We start from the raw sequence: 14,402 nt of genomic DNA, 5'->3' as shown, positions 1-14,402 counted from the left end.
TCAGATTTTGTCGAGCGCCTGTGCGATATCCGCGATCAGGTCCTCGCTGCTTTCCAGACCGCAGCTCATCCGGACCAGCTCGGCCGGCACACCGGCAGCCTTCAGCTGCTCGTCGGTCATCTGGCGATGGGTGCTGGAAGCCGGGTTCAGGCAGCAGGTGCGGGCGTCGGCCACATGGGTCTCGATGGCGGCCAGACGCAGGGACTTCATAAAGATGCTGGCAGCTTCGCGTCCACCGGCCAGGCCGAAGGACACCACGCCGCAGCTGCCGTCGGGCAGGTACTTTTCGGCCAGCGCATGGTAGGGGCTGGACTCCAGACCGCAGTAGTTCACATACGCCACCTTGGGGTGTGCTTCCAGGAACTTTGCCACGGCCATGCCGTTGTCGCAGTGGCGCTGCATCCGGACATGCAGGCTTTCCAGACCGAGGTTCAGCATGTAGGCATTCATGGGCGACTGCATGGAGCCGAAGTCGCGCATCAGCTGGGCCGTGGCCTTGGTGATGAAGGCTCCCTCTTTGCCGAAGCGCTCGGCGTAGGTGATGCCGTGATAGCTGTCGTCCGGGGTGCACAGACCGGGGAACTTTTCGGCGTGGGCCATCCAGTCGAATCTGCCGCTGTCCACGATGGCACCGCCCAGAACCGCTCCGTGGCCGTCCATGTACTTGGTGGTGGAATGGGTCACGATGTCCGCGCCCCACTCGAACGGGCGGCAGTTGACCGGGGTCGGGAAGGTGTTGTCCACGATGAGCGGCACCCCATGTGCGTGTGCAGCGTTTGCAAACTTTTCAATGTCCAGCACGGTCAGGGCAGGGTTGGCGATGGTCTCGCCAAAGACGACTTTGGTGTTGGGCTGGAAAGCGGCGTCCAGCTCTTCCTCGCTGCACAGCGGGTCTACGAAGGTTGCGGTGATGCCCATCTTCTTCATGGTGACGGAGATGAGGTTGAAGGTGCCGCCGTAGATGGTGCTGGACGCCACGATGTGGTCGCCCGCCTCACAGAGATTGAACAGCGCGAAGAAGTTGGCGGCCTGACCGCTGCTGGTCAGCATCGCGGCCGTGCCGCCCTCCAGCTCGCAGATCTTCTTGGCCACCAGGTCGCAGGTAGGGTTCTGCAAACGGGAATAGAAATAGCCGTCGGCCTCCAGGTCGAACAGCTTGCCCATATCCTCGCTGGTGGCGTATTTGAAGGTGGTGGACTGGATGATGGGGATCTGGCGGGGCTCGCCGTTGCCGGGCGTATAACCGCCCTGCACACAGATGGTATCACGGTTCATTGTTACATACTCCTTTACTGGGTTGGTCGGAATAGCACAATTCCCCGCCGGAAGACAGACCTCCGGCGGGGAATTGAAACGTTAAATTTTTCCCTGCCGAAGGGCAGCTTTTTTTACTTGCGCAGCCGCTTATCGCTCCGGGTGGCCCACAGGGTGCCGACGGTCTGGAAGACCTGCACCAGCAGCACCAGCAGGATGACGCAGACGATCATGATGTTCGTCTGGTAGCGGTAGTAGCCATAGGACAGTGCGATCTTGCCCAGACCGCCGCCGCCGATGACACCGGACATGGCCGAGTAGCCCAGAATGGTGGTCAGGGCCGTGGTCATGCTGGAAATGAGGCCCGGCAGACACTCCGGGATCATGACCTTGGTGATGATCTGGAACGGCGTTGCGCCCATGCTCTGGGCCGCTTCCACCACGCCCTCGTCCAGCTCGCGCAGGCTGGTCTCCACCAGACGCGCCACGAACGGGAAGGCTGCGACCACCAGCGGCACGATGGTGGCCTTGGTGCCGACCGTCGTGCCCACGATGAGGCGGGTCAGCGGGAAGACGCAGATCATCAAAATCAGGAACGGGACGCTGCGCAGGATGTTGATGATGATATTCAGCAGGTGCATCAGCCAGCCGGGCAGGGGCAGAACGCCGTCCTTATCCCCGGCCACGAGCAGGACGCCCAGCGGCAGGCCGATGACCAGCGAAAAGGCCGTGGAGAGCACCGTCACATAGAACGTCTCCCAGATGGCAAAGCCATAATCTGCAATGCTCATTCGCCGGTCACCTCCTCCACCGTCACGCCGGGCTGGCTGCGCATGTAGGCAGCCGCCTGTTTTGCTTCTTCTGTGTCTTTGGGCAGCTTGAGCAGCATGCTGCCGTAGCACTGGCCGCTCAGGTCGCGGGTATCGGCGCTGAGTACACTGACCAGAATGCCCTTTTCTGCCGCGAGGCTCGCCACCAGCGGCTTTGCGGCGGACGAGCCGTTGAAGGTCACACGGACCACATGGTCGTCGGGCGCGAAGCTCGACAGGTCACGGGCCGCGCTGCCGCCGTTGGGTGCCACCAGACGCCGGGCCGCAGCGGTCCTGGGGTTGGCGAAGATCTCCTTCACCTCGCCCAGCTCGACCACCACGCCGCCGTCCAGAATGGCAACGTGATCGCAGATCTCTTCCACAACGCTCATCTGGTGGGTGATGACCACCACCGTGATGCCCAGCTTCCGGTTGATGTCCTTGATGAGGGTCAGGATGGAGTGAGTGGTGTTGGGGTCCAGCGCACTGGTGGCCTCGTCGCAGAGCAGGACTTTGGGATTCGTCGCCAGTGCACGGGCAATGGCGATGCGCTGCTTCTGGCCGCCGGACAGCTGGGCCGGGTAGGCGTTGGCCTTGTCGGGCAGGCCCACCATCTCCAGCAGTTCGCGGGCGCGCTTTTCGGCGTCGGCCTTCTTCACCCCGGCCAGCTCCATGGGGAAGCAGATGTTCTTCAGGCAGCTGCGCTGCATCAGCAGATTGAACTGCTGGAAGATCATCGTGATCTCCCGGCGGCGGGCGCGCAGCTCGGCGGGCGAGAGCGTTTCCATCTCCACGCCGTCAATGACGACGCTGCCCTCGGTGGGGCGTTCCAGCAGATTGATGCAGCGCACCAGCGTGGATTTGCCCGCACCGGACATGCCGATGATGCCGTAGATGGAACCATCCGGAATGGTCAGGTTGATATCACTCAGCGCGTTGACCGCGCCGTCCTTCATCTGGAAGGTCTTGGAAAGATGTTTGATCTCGATCACGGAAATGCTCCTTTGAATCAGATGGAGAGCTTAGCCCTCGATGGGAGACAGGTCGCTCTGCTTGCCGCCGTAGATGCCCATGGGCTCGACGTGGATACCGGCCACGGTGACCAGATGGGTGCCGTGTTCCTGGTTGAAGTCGTCCAGGTAGGGCTGATGCTGGAAGTAGTTGGTGTCGATCTGGCCGTCCTCGACGACATTGTTGGGCTGGATGTAGTCATCGAACTCCTGAACATCCAGGGTGATGCCCTTCTGGGCCAGGATGTCCTTGCAGATCTCCAGGATCTCGCAGTGGGGAGCCGGCGTTGCGGCGCAGCTGACGGTCTCGCCGTTCAGTGCATCGTAGTCCACGGTGGAGTCGTAGCCGTCGGTGGGGTTCTCCACGACGAAGACGACGGAGCCTGCATACTTCTCATCGATGAAGTCCTTGACCTGCTGGCTCTCCAGAGCAGCGGCCAGAGCCTTGATCTTGGGGGACTCCTGATTGCCGTCCTTGCAGACCAGAACGTTGACGTAAGCAGAAGAGCCGTCCTCGATGGCCAGTGCATCCTCCACGGGGTTCAGACCGGCAGAGATGGCGTAGTTGGAGTTGATGACGGCGTAGTCCTCATCCTGCAGAACGCTGGGCACCTGTGCAGCCTCGACCTCGTCGATGTTGACGTTGAACGGGTTCTCCTCGATGTCGTTCTTGGTGGCGGTCAGGCCAGCATCCGCCTTGACCTTGAAGAAGCCGTTCTTCTCCAGCAGAGCCAGAGCGCGGGCCTCGTTGGTGGTGTCGTTGGGCACGGCCACGCTGATCTTATCCAGCTTCTTGACCACCTCGGAAGAGGCGGCAGCGGAGCTTGCGGTGGAAGAAGAACCGCCGCAGGCGGTCAGGGCAGCTGCAGCGGCAGCGATGCCGGTCACTTTCAGAAAATCACGACGCGAAATCTTAGACATAATGTTTTCCCTCTCTTGTTGTTCCATAATTTTTTTGCACTGCGCAGCACATTTTTCTGCGCCTTGTGCAGCCGGAAGTACGAAAAAAGCGCCTCCGTCCTCGGCGGGCAACTGCCCACAAGGACGAAAGCGCATAAAACTTCCGTGGTACCACCTTGGTTCACCGCGCCCTCACGGGCCCGGCCTCGATGCTGCGGCAGCGGCTTTCTCCTCCCACTGCTTACAGCCGGACGCTGTAACGGGCGCTCCCGTCGCGGACTTAGCACTCTTGCGCTTCGCCCCCGCAGCTCCGAGACCATTTTCGGTTCCCTGTTTCCTGCCCTTTTCCACCGACCGGGCTCTCTGGAAGGATCAATGCGAAAACCTACTCTTCTCTTCACAGCCATTTTTGTGATATTGGTTTTATTCTAATCCCCTTTTCGGCATTTGTCAACCCTTTCAACGAAGTTTTTTGGTAGGGAATACCCTCTCAGGCCGCTTTGCGGCCAGCTCTCCCAAAGGGAGAGCCCTTGGCAGGCCGGGCAGACCTGCGCACCGCCGCCTGCGGCTCCTGAACGGCTGGGCCCTGTCCTCATTGTCAGCAGCCGTTTGCCTGAGCAGCAAGGCCCGTCGCCTTCCGGCAGCATGGACCTGTGCAGTCAGCACGGCCAAGACCGGTTCGCCAGTGGCTCGCCCTGCGGGAGAGCTGGCAACGCCAAAGGCGTTGACTGAGAGGGCAAGACATGCTATCTTATAAATCAAGAACGTATGCCCTTTGCGGCACAGTAAGGAGAGACGCAATGAACGGCAGGGAATTGTATCCCGACGCAGAAGAGCGCCGCCGCATCATGGATTTCATTATGGCGGCCGGGCAGACGCTGCTGGAAAACGGCGCGGAGGTCTTCCGCGTGGAGCAGACCATGGAGATCATGGCGCGCAGCTTCCATCTGCGGGAATTTCATGTATATGTACTGACCAACGGCATTTTTGCCAGTGCCGGCACGGCCGAGATCAGCGAGGTGCGCAACGTGCCCACCCGCACGACCCATCTGGGCCGGGTGGCTGCGGTGAACCAGCTGTCCCGTCAGATCGCAGAGGGCAGCGTGACCACCATCGACGAAGCCGAGAGCCGCCTGGTGCAGGCGCGGAACATTCCCTTCCCGAAGGGCCGGGTGCAGCTTCTGGCCGGGCTTTCGGGCGCGTTCTGCTTCGCGCTCATCTTCGGCGGCACCCTGCAGGCCGCGCTGGTCGCTGCGGTGGCGGGCTGTGCGGCCAACGCCTATCTGCTGTTCTGCGGGCGGCACCCCATAGGCGGCGGGTTCCGTACCATCTCCACCGCTTCGCTCATCACCATCCTCTGCATTCTGGGCTGCCACCTGCTCCACACCGAGGCCAGCCATGCCATCATCGGCACCCTGATGATCCTCACGCCCGGCATCGCGTTCACCATGGGCATCCGGGATTTTGTGCAAGGCGATTATCTTTCCGGCACCATCCGGATGATCGACGCGCTGCTCATCGCAGCCAGCATCGCCATCGGCACCGGTCTGGTGCTGGGGGCCTATGCCGCATGGACGGGGGTGGTGGCCGCATGACAGAACTTCTGTTGACGAGCGAGCAGATCGGCCAGCTGGTGGCCCAGTTCTTCATCGCCGGGGCGGGCACCCTGAGCTTTGCCGTTCTCTTCGCCTCCCCCAAGCGCACCCTGCCCTACTGCGGCCTTGTCGGCGCGATGGGCTGGTTCATTTACGAGCTGGCCGTCCTCTTCGGGCTGGAAAGTTTTGCCGCCTCGCTGCTGGCCGTCATCCCGCTGACGCTGCTGGCCCGCATCTTCGCCATCGTGCTCAAAACGCCGGTCACCATCTTTCTGCTGGCCGGCATCTTCCCGCTGGTGCCCGGTGCCGGCATCTACTACACCGCCTACTACTTCATCCAGGGCAACAACGCTCTGGCTCTGGCCAACGGCATCTCGACGTTCAAGATCGCCGTGGCCCTTGCCATCGGCATCGCGCTGGTGCTGGGGCTTCCGCTGCCCCGCTTCAAGACCCGCCCCAAGAGATGAACAAAAAAACGCTCCGGCACAATGCCGGAGCGTTTTTGTTCATCAGGAGAGCAGCAGCAGCTGTGCGCCGCCTGCCATGTTCAGCTGGAAGAACGCCTTCTGGCCGTTCTCACTGTAACTGACCTGCACCGGGGTCTTGCTTCCATCGGCATGGACCTGCTGCAGGGTGTACCCCTGCACCGCAGAAGCCGGAATCTCGATGTTCGCCGTGACGTCCGAGTCCATCACACGGGCATCGGTGACGACCGTGTTGCTCTTGACCTTGCCGCACTTGGTGCAGACGACCTTGTTCATGCAAGTCTGGTAATAGAAGGCCACCGTCATGATCTTCGGGCCGTCCTGCAGGCTGCCCTCATAGATTTCGAGGTTGGAGAAGTTCGAGAAGGTGTTCTTCACCTTGGTCAGGCGCTGTACGGGGTCTTTTCTGCCCTCCTTGCCGCAGTGCGGGCAGAGGGTGAAGGTCTTTCCCTCCAGCGTGAAGTCGGTGGGCACACAGTCCTCACGATACTCCACGAAGGTCTTCCACTTGTGCTCGTTCTCCTTGCACTCCTTCCGGGCCGGTTCCTCTGCAACGCCGGATACGGCCCCGCCCACCAGGATGCAGACAGAAAGCCCCAGCATTGCGAGCGTTTTCATGATTCGTTTTCTCATAGCAGTTCCTTTCTCCCTGCCGATCTGGCAGAGCTGCGCGGTGAAATGCGGTCTGTTTTTTCGCTTTCACGCTGTTTTTAGTGCCTTCATTATACCATTTGGTGGAAAACACTGTCAATTGTTCCTTTTTAACCGGTGCTTGCGCAGGCGGGCCGTTCGCGCTATACTGTTCTCAGAACGATCGAAAGGAGACGCTCTCATGTCTGTTATGGAAAAACTTCTCGCCCGCCGCACCTACCGCCGCTTTGCGCAGAAAGCCGTCCCGCAGGATGTGGTGGAGGACATCATCGAAGCCGTCCGCCTCTCCTCCTGCGGAGCCAACCGTCAGGCCGTGCGTCTGGTGGTCGTGAACAAACCCGAAGATGTGGCCGAAGTCCAGCCGCTGGTCAAGTGGGCCGCCTATCTGCCCCCGGAGCAGGGCACCCCAAAGGCTGACGAGCTGCCCACTTTATATATCGCCGTCGTGCAGGACACTGCCATCCCCGGTGACCTGAACACCGACACCGGGATCGCGCTGGCCAACATGACGCTGGCCGCGTGGGACAAGGGCGTGGGCAGCTGCATCATGGGTGCCATCAACAAGCCCGCCCTCACCGAGCTGCTCCACATCAAGGAGCCGGAAAAGCTGGCCTTTATGGTGGCGTTCGGCTACCCCACCCACGAAGCCCACATCGTCCCCTTGACCGGGGAGACCGGCGTGAAGTATTATCTGGACGGCCAGAAGGACTACTGTGTGCCGAAGCGGAGTGCTGAGGAGATCGCACGGTATTTGTAAGGTCTCTCTTCGCACAACCTCTCCGTTGAGCCTGCGGCTCGGAGCCATAGCAGAGAGGTTTTTGCATATATTCATTCATTTTCACGGTATGATTGCATAAGTGTTCTCAAAACGGTTTCATTTTTATCGAATTTTTGCACAACGCTTGACTTTTTTCTTTGTGCAATCTATACTAGACCCGTTCTCTGATGTTTCGATGAATCGCATCACCGCAGAGAGATGAAAGATTATACAATCAATCGAGGAGTGTTTGAATATGAAAAAGATTACCCGTCGCAGCTTCCTGGCTGCCGCTGGTCTGACCGCTGCCGCTCTGGCTCTGACTGCCTGCGGTGGTTCCTCTTCCAGCACCGCTTCTTCTACCGCAAGCTCTGCTGCTTCCTCCGAGGCAGCTTCTTCCAGCGCTGCTGCTGAGCTGACCACCGTTGAGGCCGGCAAGCTGACCATGGCCACCAACGCTACTTTCCCTCCGTATGAGATGACCACCGACACCGGTGCGTTCGAGGGCATCGACGTGGACACCGCACAGGCCATTGCTGAGAAGCTGGGTCTGGAGCTTCAGATCGACGACATGGAGTTCGACGCTGCGCTTCTGAGCGTCCAGCAGGGCAAGGCCGACATCGTCATGGCTGGCGTCACCGTCACCGACGAGCGCAAGGCTGTCATGGATTTCTCCGGCAGCTATGCTACTGGCATCCAGTCCATCATCGTTCCCGAAGGCTCTGACATCGCTACCCCCGACGATCTGGCCGGCAAGAAGATCGGCACCCAGCGCGGCACCACCGGCTACATCTACTGCTCCGATGATTTCGGCGATGAGAACGTCGTGGCTTACGACAGCGGCCTGACCGCTGTGCAGGCTCTGAACAACGGCCAGGTGGACGCTGTCGTCATCGACAACGCACCCGCCAAGGAGTACGTTGCTGCCAACCCCGGTCTGGTCATCCTGGACACCAGCTATGCTGAGGAAGACTACGCCATCGGCATGGCAAAGGGTTCTGCTCTGGAAGATGCCATCAACGCTGCTCTGGAAGAGCTGAAGGCTGACGGCACCCTGCAGTCCATCGTGGACAAGTACATCACCGCTGAGTGATCCGCGCGACCGTGCACCACGGGGAGGAAGCTCTAAGGGAGCCCCTCCCCTTTTTTGGAAAAAGAAGGTTACAAAAATCTGACAAAACAGGAAAGTGAGGATGCGAATGGCCGCACAATATGAACTGCTGAAAGAGCTGCTCAACAGCGGCACGAAGCTCAGCTTCGGGCAGGAATTCTTCTACAAATTTTATCAGGCATTTATCCTGAAGGACCGCTGGGTGCAGTACGTTCAGGGCGTGGGCACCACGCTTCTGGTCACGGCCATCGCACTGGCGATGGGTGTGGTGCTGGGCAGCGTGGTCGCACTGATCCGTGTGGCCCACGACCAGCAGCGCTCCGGCCGCAGGAACCCGGTGCTGGGCTTCTTCAACGCCATCTGCAAGGTGTACACCACCATCATCCGCGGCACCCCCATGATGGTCCAGCTGCTCATCATGAGCATGGTCATCTTTGCCAACAGCCGCAACTTCACCATGGTCGGTGCGCTGGCGCTGGGCATCAACTCCGGCGCTTATGTATCCGAGATCATCCGCGGCGGCCTGATGGCTGTGGACCCCGGCCAGATGGAAGCCGGCCGCAGCCTGGGCCTGAACTACATAACCACCATGGTGGTCATCATCATCCCGCAGGCCATCCGCGCCGTGCTGCCGGCTCTGGGCAATGAGTTCATCGTCCTGCTCAAGGATACCTCGCTCATCACCGTCATCGGCGGCAAGGAGCTGCTGTATGCGGCCCAGGGCATCATGAACCGCACCTACGAGGCCATGTTCCCGCTGTGCGGCGTTGCACTTGTTTATTTGATCCTCGTCATGCTGTTTACCTGGCTGCTGACGAAGTTTGAGAGGAGGATGGCTCAAGGTGACCGATAAGATTCTGGAAGTCCGCGGTCTGACCAAGACCTACGGCGGCGACATGAAGAAGGGCGCAAAGCAGCCCACCCCCACCCTCGATGTCCTGAAGGGCATCGACATCGACATCTACCGCGGCGACGTGGTCTGCCTGATCGGCCCTTCCGGCTGCGGCAAGTCCACCTTCCTGCGCTGCCTGAACCGGCTGGAGATCCCCACCGGCGGCTCCATCAAGTTTGAGGGCGTCGAGATTGATGACAGCCACATTGATGCCGTCCGCCAGAAGATGGGGATGGTGTTCCAGCACTTCAACCTCTTCCCGCACCTGACGGTCAAGCAGAACCTCTGCCTGGCCCCCACCCTGCTGAAGCTGAAGAACCAGCAGGAAGCGGACAAGCGCGCTGAAGAGCTGCTGGCCCGCGTCGGCCTGTCCGACAAGGCCGACGCCTACCCCAAGAGCCTGTCCGGCGGCCAGCAGCAGCGCATCGCCATTGCCCGTGCCCTGGCCATGGACCCGGACGTCATCCTCTTCGATGAGCCCACCTCCGCGCTGGACCCCGAAATGGTCGGCGAGGTCCTGGAGCTGATGAAGGAGCTGGCCCACACCGGCATCACCATGCTGGTCGTCACCCATGAGATGGGCTTTGCGCGCGAGGTCTCCAACCGCGTCATCTTCATCGACGACGGCAAAGTCCAGGAGGACGAGCCCCCGCAGGAGCTGTTCGCCAACCCCAAGCATCCCCGCCTGAAGGCGTTCCTGTCCAAGATGCTGTAACATTGCTTTCAACAAAAAAATCTCCGCGCAGTTGCGCGGAGATTTTTTTGTTTCCTGCTGCCTGCTCAGGCATTCAGCACCGATTTTCCCGTCAGAGGGTCCGGGATGCCCAGCAGGGCCAGGATGATGGCCATGCGGATGTACACACCGTTGTGCACCTGGTCAAAGTAGGCGGCGCGGGGGTCGTTGTCCACATCGAGCTTGATCTCGTCGATGCGGGGCAGCGGGTGGAGCACCGGCATATCAGCCGGAGCCTGCTCCAGCAGCTTTGCATTCAGGGAATAGCAGCCCTTCAGCCGGAGGTAATCTTCCTCGTTGAAGAAGCGTTCCTGCTGGATGCGGGTCATGTAGAGGACATCGAGGGTGGGCAGCTCGGCTTCGAGGTCGGCGGTCTCCTTGTAGGTCTGGTGGAGCGGCGTCAGCGTCTCGTCTTTGACGTACTGCGGAATGCGCAGTTCCTCCGGCGAGATGAAGACGAACCGGTTCCCCTCAAACTGGCTCAGCGCAGCGGTCAGGGAGTGGACCGTCCGGCCGAATTTGAGGTCGCCGCAGAAGCCGATGGTCAGATGGTCCAGCCGCCCTTTGCGCTGGCGGATGGTCATCAGGTCGATCATAGTCTGGGAGGGGTGAGCGTGCCCGCCGTCGCCTGCATTGATGACGGGCACCCGTGCATACAGGGATGCACGCAGGGGTGCGCCCTCTTTGGGGTGGCGCATCGCGATGATGTCGGCATAGTTGCTCACGACGCGGGCCGTATCGGCCACCGTCTCGCCCTTGCTGGCGCTGGACAGCTGCGCCCCGGCAAAGCCCAGCGTCTTGCCGCCCAGCCGCAGCATGGCCGACTCAAACGAGAGCCGGGTGCGGGTGGACGGCTCATAGAACAGCGTTGCCAGAATGCGCCCGTCGCAGAGATGGGCATAGGGTGCGGGGTCTGCCTCCATCCGGTCGGCAAGGTCGAGGAGGGCCAGCTGTTCGTCCAGAGAAAAGCTGTTCGGCTCAATGAAATGTCTCACAGCCATTCTCCTTTCAGCACGAACTTCTCACGCTCGGCACCGGTGGAGATGAACTGGATCTCATGATCCAGCTGCTTTTCGAGGAACTCTACATAGCCTTTTGCCTCTTTGGGCAGCTCGTCCCAGCTCTTGCAGCCGGAGAGGTCGGTGTTCCAGCCAGGCAGCATCGTGACGACCGGCTCCATCCGGTCCAGGTCAGACAGCGTGTCGAAGCGGGGGACTTCCACACCGTCCAACTTGTAACCGGTGATGACCGGGATCTCGTTCATGCTGCTCAGAACGTCCAGCTTGGTCAGGGCGATCTTGTCCGCTCCCTGGCAGGCCAGACCGTAGCGGCTGGCCACGCAGTCAAAGGGGCCGACGCGGCGGGGGCGGCCGGTGGCCGCACCGTATTCGCCGCCTGCCTTCCGCAACTGCTCGTTCCAGTCCTCGTCCATAGCATGTTCTGCGGCGAAGGGGCCTGCCCCCACACAGGTGGAGTAGGCTTTCAGCACGCCGACCACATGGTCGAGCCGACAATTCGGGATGCCGGCCCCCAGCGGCGCATAAGCGGCCAGCGTATTGGAGCTGGACGTGAAGGGGAAGATGCCGTAGTCGATGTCCCGCATGGCACCCAGCTGAGCTTCCAGCACGATGCGCTTGCCGCTGTCGTGGGCCTGCTGCAAAAAGGCGCCCACGTCGCAGATGAACGGTGCGAATCGCTCGGCCTGGGTCCTGCACCAGTCCAGCAGCGCGTCATAGGACATCTTTTCCTGATGATAGCAGCCTGCCAGCTCCATGTTCTTGGAATCCAGGATCATGTGCAGGCGGTTTTGGGTGCGCTCTTCGTCCAGATGGAGCAGGTCGCCCAGACGCAGGGTCTTTTTGCGGTATTTGTCGCTGTAGGCGTAGGCGATGCCGCGCCGGGTGGAGCCGAAGGCGCTCCCCTTTTTGGCCAGGCGGTCTTCTTCCAGACCATCCTGCACCTTGTGCCAGGGCATCGAGATGGTGGCCTTGTCGGAGAGCTTCAGGTTTTTGGGGCCGATCTCCACGCCGCGGGCCTCGATGGCCTGCATCTCATTCGAGAGGTGGTCGAGGTCGATGACCATACCGGTGCCCAGCACGCAGGTGACATCCGGGTGCAGGATGCCGGAGGGCAGAAGGTTCAGGATGAACTTGCCCTTTTCAGTAACGACGGTGTGCCCGGCATTGTTGCCGCCCTGATAGCGGGCAACGACATCGGCGTTTTCAGCCAGCAGGTCGATGACGCGGCCTTTGCCCTCATCGCCCCAATTGATTCCAGTAACAGCGGTCAGCATGATTTGTTATAACCTTCTTTTCGTTCTTCCCAATGGTCTGCGCCCTGATGGGCTGACCATACAATTTTCAGATTTCCTCTTGCAATTTTCGATTGCAGTGCTATTATACGAGCAGGGAAAGAATATGTAAAACGTATCCTGCACATGGCTGCAATATGATTTTTACATGGAGGAGGGCAACATCTCATGTACGTGGACTGGGAATACTACAAGATCTTCTATTATGTTGCAAAATACCAGAATTTCACCAAGGCGGCACGGGTGCTGGGCAACAACCAGCCCAACATCACCCACTCGATGAACCGGCTGGAAAGCCAGCTGAACTGTGTGCTGTTCATCCGCTCCAACCGGGGCGTGACCCTGACGCCGGAGGGCGAGATGCTCTATTCCCGCATTGCATCGGCGGCGGTGCAGATCCAGGATGCCGAGGAGGAGCTGAGCGCCAGCGCCACGCTGGAGCACGGTGCCATCAGCATCAGCGCCACCGAGACGGCCCTGAACATCTACCTCTCCGAAAAGCTGCGGGACTTCCACACCGAATACCCCGGCATCCGGCTGCGCATCTCGAACCACTCCACCCCGCAGGCGGTGCAGGCCGTGAAAAACGGCGAAGTGGATTTTGCCATCGTCTCCACCCCGGCCGAGGTGGAACCGGGGCTGAAGCGGGTGGAGCTGAAACCGTTTTACGAAGTGCTGGTGGGCGGCAGGACCTTCACGGCCCTGGCCAGCCAGAACCTCTCCTTAAAGGAACTGGAAAATTACCCGCTCATCTCCCTGAGCGACGAGAGCATGACCCGCAGCTTCTACCGGCAGTTCTTCCTCGACCACGACGCGGTGCTCCGGCCCGACACCGAGGCCGCCACCACCGACCAGATGCTCACGCTGGTCAAAAGCGAGCTGGGCCTTGCCTTTGTGCCGGAATCCATGGCGGCCGAGCCGCTGGCGCGGGGCGAGATCGTCCAGCTCCATCTGCGGGAGATCATCCCCCAGCGCTCCATCTGCCTGGTCTACGACCACCACCGCCCGCTGAACACCGCCGCGCGCAAGTTCCAGAAGCTGCTGACCAGCCCGGAAGAGACGCATTGAAAAACTGCACCCGCACTCTTTTGTTCCCGGAACGCAAAAAAGCCCCAGAAACACAAAAACCCGCCTGGCAGCGGGTTTTTGTGTATAGAGGGGTGGGAAAGTATATAAAGTTGGGAATCACATCTTCAGTGGCAGGAGCACAGTATTCTTGCCGTTTTCCCCCTGCGATATGTATTATACCCATTTTTCTTTTCTTGTCAAACAAATTTTTTGCCGTTTGCTTTAATTTTGCACTTTACATTTTGGTCAAAACTTTATATAATTAACGCAGTCAGATTTTTTCTGCGCTTTTTCGATGTTTGTGCTATTTTTACAACATTAAAACTTTACTTTCAAAAATTTTTATGGATTCCAACATATTTCAAAAAAGGAGACCTTCCCCATGGATGATTTAGACCGCAAGATCCTCTCCCTGCTCGCCAAAAATGCCCGGATGCCGGTCAAGGAGATCGCCGAACAGGTCGCATTGACCAGCCCCGCCGTTTCCAGCCGTATCCACAAACTGGAGACCGACGGCATCATCAGCGGCTATACCGTAGTGCTCAACCGCCCGGCCGACCGGGTCTACGTGGACGCCCTCATCAGCCTGTCCGTGACGCCCAGCCACCGGGACGAGCTGGTGGAACTGATGCAGAACAGCAAGGAAGTGCTGCAATGCTACCACGTCACCGGTGCCTACACCTTCCTCATCAAAGTCAGCTGCGGCAGCATGCCCCAGCTGGAGCACCTCATTTTACAGTTCCAGAAGCTGGGCACTACCAGTACCCAGATCATCCTTTCCACCCCCGTCAACCACGGCGACCTGGAAGCAATGATGCTGTAAGAC

Annotated in this window: 15 protein-coding genes and 1 other annotated feature; of the genes, 8 read left to right on the top strand and 7 right to left on the bottom strand. The window is 59.9% G+C overall.

The annotated features are described in order from the left end of the window. From I5P96_RS03620 to I5P96_RS03605, 4 genes are all read right to left on the bottom strand, one after another. The gene (locus I5P96_RS03620; protein ID WP_223383194.1) at window positions 1–1,275 is read right to left on the bottom strand and encodes an O-acetylhomoserine aminocarboxypropyltransferase/cysteine synthase family protein; all 1,275 of its coding nucleotides are present in this window, start codon (window positions 1,273–1,275) and stop codon (window positions 1–3) included. 113 nt (window positions 1,276–1,388) lie between these two features. Further along, window positions 1,389–2,045, bottom strand: coding sequence for a methionine ABC transporter permease (locus I5P96_RS03615; protein WP_118553595.1), 657 nt, complete (start codon window positions 2,043–2,045; stop codon window positions 1,389–1,391). Next, entirely contained in the window at window positions 2,042–3,055 is a 1,014-nt protein-coding gene (locus I5P96_RS03610; protein WP_207686503.1) for a methionine ABC transporter ATP-binding protein, read from the bottom strand. Before I5P96_RS03610 ends, I5P96_RS03615 begins: the two co-directional genes overlap by 4 nt. A gap of 30 nt (window positions 3,056–3,085) precedes the next feature. Further along, entirely contained in the window at window positions 3,086–3,994 is a 909-nt protein-coding gene (locus I5P96_RS03605) for a MetQ/NlpA family ABC transporter substrate-binding protein (RefSeq protein WP_118553597.1), read from the bottom strand. Between the two features lie 116 nt (window positions 3,995–4,110). Beyond that, window positions 4,111–4,383: a binding site (T-box leader), on the bottom strand. A 390-nt stretch (window positions 4,384–4,773) separates the two neighbouring features. Between I5P96_RS03605 and I5P96_RS03600 the strand changes: the two genes are divergently transcribed. Continuing rightward, window positions 4,774–5,568 (top strand): threonine/serine exporter ThrE family protein, encoded by a 795-nt coding sequence (locus I5P96_RS03600; protein WP_118553598.1) that lies wholly within the window; start codon window positions 4,774–4,776, stop codon window positions 5,566–5,568. Then, window positions 5,565–6,035, top strand: a complete 471-nt coding sequence (locus I5P96_RS03595; RefSeq protein WP_223383193.1) for a threonine/serine exporter family protein — start codon at window positions 5,565–5,567, stop codon at window positions 6,033–6,035. Before I5P96_RS03600 ends, I5P96_RS03595 begins: the two co-directional genes overlap by 4 nt. Window positions 6,036–6,077: 42 nt before the next feature. Here the strand turns inward: I5P96_RS03595 and I5P96_RS03590 are convergent, their stop codons facing one another. Further along, window positions 6,078–6,671 (bottom strand): hypothetical protein, encoded by a 594-nt coding sequence (locus tag I5P96_RS03590; protein WP_223383192.1) that lies wholly within the window; start codon window positions 6,669–6,671, stop codon window positions 6,078–6,080. A 214-nt stretch (window positions 6,672–6,885) separates the two neighbouring features. Here I5P96_RS03590 and I5P96_RS03585 point away from each other — a divergent pair, with 214 nt between their 5' ends. From I5P96_RS03585 to I5P96_RS03570, 4 genes are all read left to right on the top strand, one after another. Continuing rightward, window positions 6,886–7,461, top strand: a complete 576-nt coding sequence (locus I5P96_RS03585) for a nitroreductase family protein (RefSeq protein ID WP_223383191.1) — start codon at window positions 6,886–6,888, stop codon at window positions 7,459–7,461. Window positions 7,462–7,717: 256 nt separating this feature from the next. Further along, on the top strand, window positions 7,718–8,554 hold the full coding sequence (locus I5P96_RS03580; protein WP_223383189.1) for an ABC transporter substrate-binding protein: 837 nt from the start codon (window positions 7,718–7,720) through the stop codon (window positions 8,552–8,554). A 106-nt stretch (window positions 8,555–8,660) separates the two neighbouring features. Beyond that, window positions 8,661–9,425: an amino acid ABC transporter permease gene (locus I5P96_RS03575; RefSeq protein ID WP_223383187.1), complete on the top strand. Its 765-nt coding sequence runs from the start codon at window positions 8,661–8,663 to the stop codon at window positions 9,423–9,425. A gap of 1 nt (window position 9,426) precedes the next feature. Then, the gene (locus I5P96_RS03570) at window positions 9,427–10,179 is read left to right on the top strand and encodes an amino acid ABC transporter ATP-binding protein (protein ID WP_411703514.1); all 753 of its coding nucleotides are present in this window, start codon (window positions 9,427–9,429) and stop codon (window positions 10,177–10,179) included. A 65-nt stretch (window positions 10,180–10,244) separates the two neighbouring features. On the opposite strand, the gene pyrB is transcribed toward I5P96_RS03570, so the two are convergent. Next, complete coding sequence (gene pyrB, locus I5P96_RS03565; RefSeq protein WP_370569310.1) at window positions 10,245–11,192, bottom strand: aspartate carbamoyltransferase; 948 nt, start codon at window positions 11,190–11,192, stop codon at window positions 10,245–10,247. Beyond that, window positions 11,189–12,490: an adenylosuccinate synthase gene (locus I5P96_RS03560; RefSeq protein WP_223383185.1), complete on the bottom strand. Its 1,302-nt coding sequence runs from the start codon at window positions 12,488–12,490 to the stop codon at window positions 11,189–11,191. Before I5P96_RS03560 ends, pyrB begins: the two co-directional genes overlap by 4 nt. A gap of 186 nt (window positions 12,491–12,676) precedes the next feature. On the opposite strand from I5P96_RS03560, the gene I5P96_RS03555 reads away from it, so the two are divergent. Further along, the gene (locus I5P96_RS03555; RefSeq protein ID WP_223383184.1) at window positions 12,677–13,576 is read left to right on the top strand and encodes a LysR family transcriptional regulator; all 900 of its coding nucleotides are present in this window, start codon (window positions 12,677–12,679) and stop codon (window positions 13,574–13,576) included. A gap of 382 nt (window positions 13,577–13,958) precedes the next feature. Beyond that, window positions 13,959–14,399 carry an Lrp/AsnC family transcriptional regulator gene (locus I5P96_RS03550; RefSeq protein ID WP_055189621.1) on the top strand — a complete coding sequence of 147 codons (441 nt, stop codon included), beginning with the start codon at window positions 13,959–13,961 and terminating at the stop codon, window positions 14,397–14,399. Window positions 14,400–14,402: the final 3 nt, after the last annotated feature.

It is taken from the genome of Faecalibacterium prausnitzii (genome assembly GCF_019967995.1).
GTDB lineage: Bacteria > Bacillota > Clostridia > Oscillospirales > Ruminococcaceae > Faecalibacterium > Faecalibacterium prausnitzii_E.
This window is presented reverse-complemented; position numbering and strand designations above follow the sequence as displayed.

Bases quoted from the DNA above. Each gene is read 5' to 3' on its own strand.
- I5P96_RS03595 (WP_223383193.1), top strand. From the start codon at position 5,565: ATGACAGAACTTCTGTTGACGAGCGAGCAGATCGGCCAGCTGGTGGCC.
- I5P96_RS03550 (WP_055189621.1), top strand. From the start codon at position 13,959: ATGGATGATTTAGACCGCAAGATCCTCTCCCTGCTCGCCAAAAATGCC.
- I5P96_RS03575 (WP_223383187.1), top strand. From the start codon at position 8,661: ATGGCCGCACAATATGAACTGCTGAAAGAGCTGCTCAACAGCGGCACG.
- I5P96_RS03620 (WP_223383194.1), bottom strand. From the start codon at position 1,275: ATGAACCGTGATACCATCTGTGTGCAGGGCGGTTATACGCCCGGCAAC.
- I5P96_RS03600 (WP_118553598.1), top strand. From the start codon at position 4,774: ATGAACGGCAGGGAATTGTATCCCGACGCAGAAGAGCGCCGCCGCATC.
- I5P96_RS03560 (WP_223383185.1), bottom strand. From the start codon at position 12,490: ATGCTGACCGCTGTTACTGGAATCAATTGGGGCGATGAGGGCAAAGGC.
- I5P96_RS03585 (WP_223383191.1), top strand. From the start codon at position 6,886: ATGTCTGTTATGGAAAAACTTCTCGCCCGCCGCACCTACCGCCGCTTT.
- I5P96_RS03555 (WP_223383184.1), top strand. From the start codon at position 12,677: ATGTACGTGGACTGGGAATACTACAAGATCTTCTATTATGTTGCAAAA.
- I5P96_RS03605 (WP_118553597.1), bottom strand. From the start codon at position 3,994: ATGTCTAAGATTTCGCGTCGTGATTTTCTGAAAGTGACCGGCATCGCT.
- I5P96_RS03580 (WP_223383189.1), top strand. From the start codon at position 7,718: ATGAAAAAGATTACCCGTCGCAGCTTCCTGGCTGCCGCTGGTCTGACC.
- I5P96_RS03590 (WP_223383192.1), bottom strand. From the start codon at position 6,671: ATGAAAACGCTCGCAATGCTGGGGCTTTCTGTCTGCATCCTGGTGGGC.
- I5P96_RS03615 (WP_118553595.1), bottom strand. From the start codon at position 2,045: ATGAGCATTGCAGATTATGGCTTTGCCATCTGGGAGACGTTCTATGTG.